The following is a 1376-nucleotide window of genomic DNA, read 5'->3' as shown; positions in this document are numbered from 1 at the left end:
AAAATTTATTCTGATTATGACAAGTTCGTTAAAAAGCCAAGACGTTTTTGGATCGATGTAACCAAAAAAGAATAGGCAAAAAGATTGTAAATCACTCATATGAGACAAATAGTTTTAAAACTTACAGTATCATTTTGGTTAGTGACAGCAGTAATCAGTTGCTCGGCTTTGCCCGACGCAACTGTTGCTGTTGATAACAATACCATTATAAATGAAAATTACATTGGCAACGGAGTTCAGTGGGATCCGTACCAATTAGATTATGGAGAAAAACAGCTTAGCATTTCTAAATCGGACTGGCAGAAATTGTATGATCGTCTAGATTTTATGAAACCCCAATTTATAAGAGTCATGATCAATACAACTTCGGTAATTGAAAATGGGACTTTAAACGAAATTAAAAATTACCAGAATATTGCCCCAATTCTTGAATATTGCCAGTCCAGAAATGTAAAAGTTGTTTTAGGCGACTGGGGAGATCGTATGGTAAATAGTAAAACCAATACAATCACAGAAGCCAATTTGAAATTAGCAGCAAAATATCTTGATTTTCTAGTAAATCAAAAAGGATTTTCGTGCATTCATTATTACAATATGATCAATGAACCTAACGGTTTTTGGTCTTCTACGGATGAAAATTATGAACTCTGGAAAAATGCAGCAAGTTATTTTTGGTTAGAATTAAAAGCTTTAAATCTCGATAAAAAAGTTTCTTTATTAGGTCCCGATATTGCCATTTGGAAGGCAGATAAAGTAGATTGGATTTCCAATTCAGTTAAAGATTTAGGTGACGCAATTGGCGTTTATGATATTCACACGTATCCTTCTAAAATTACAGTCAATTCAGGTGAATATACTTCAATTCTAAAGGCTTATAAAAATGAGGTTCCCGCAGGAAAACCAATTGTAATGGGCGAAATCGGGTTCAAATTTGTAGAAAAACAAGACGAAGCTTTAATGAATGAAAACATAGAAAGAGCCAAAGCCAAACCGTATGCATCAGTCGAAGATTCGCAGATGTTTGTTTACGATTATGTTTATGGTTCTGATATGGCCGATGCTCTGATTCAAACCATTAATGCGGGCTATTCTGGCTCTGTTGCTTGGATGTTAGACGATGCGATGCATGCAAAAGAGCAGAAAAATAAACTCAAAGTCTGGGGATTCTGGAATATTTTGGGAGAAGAATATTTTGGCAAAAGCGAAGAAGAGGTTCGTCCTTGGTTTTATGCTTGGTCTTTACTAACCAAATATATGCCTTCGGGAGCTAAAGTACATAAGGTTTCGGTTGAAGGAAATCCAAATTTAAAAGCAATTTCGGTTTCAAAAGACGGAAAAAACATGATTGCCGTAGTCAATGTTTCTCATCAGGAAAC

Annotated in this window: 1 protein-coding gene; it reads left to right on the top strand. The window is 35.0% G+C overall.

Annotation, left to right across the window (positions count from 1 at the left end):
• Nucleotides 1-99: 99 nt before the first annotated feature.
• On the top strand, nucleotides 100-1376 hold a 1277-nt coding region (locus tag B3J44_RS00630; protein WP_286964932.1), incomplete at its 3' end, for a hypothetical protein.

The organism is Flavobacterium sp. UBA4854 (assembly GCF_002399805.1).
Taxonomy (GTDB): Bacteria; Bacteroidota; Bacteroidia; order Flavobacteriales; family Flavobacteriaceae; genus Flavobacterium; species Flavobacterium ginsengisoli.
Note: the sequence above shows the minus strand (reverse complement) of the source record. Positions and strands in the feature narration are given on the sequence as shown.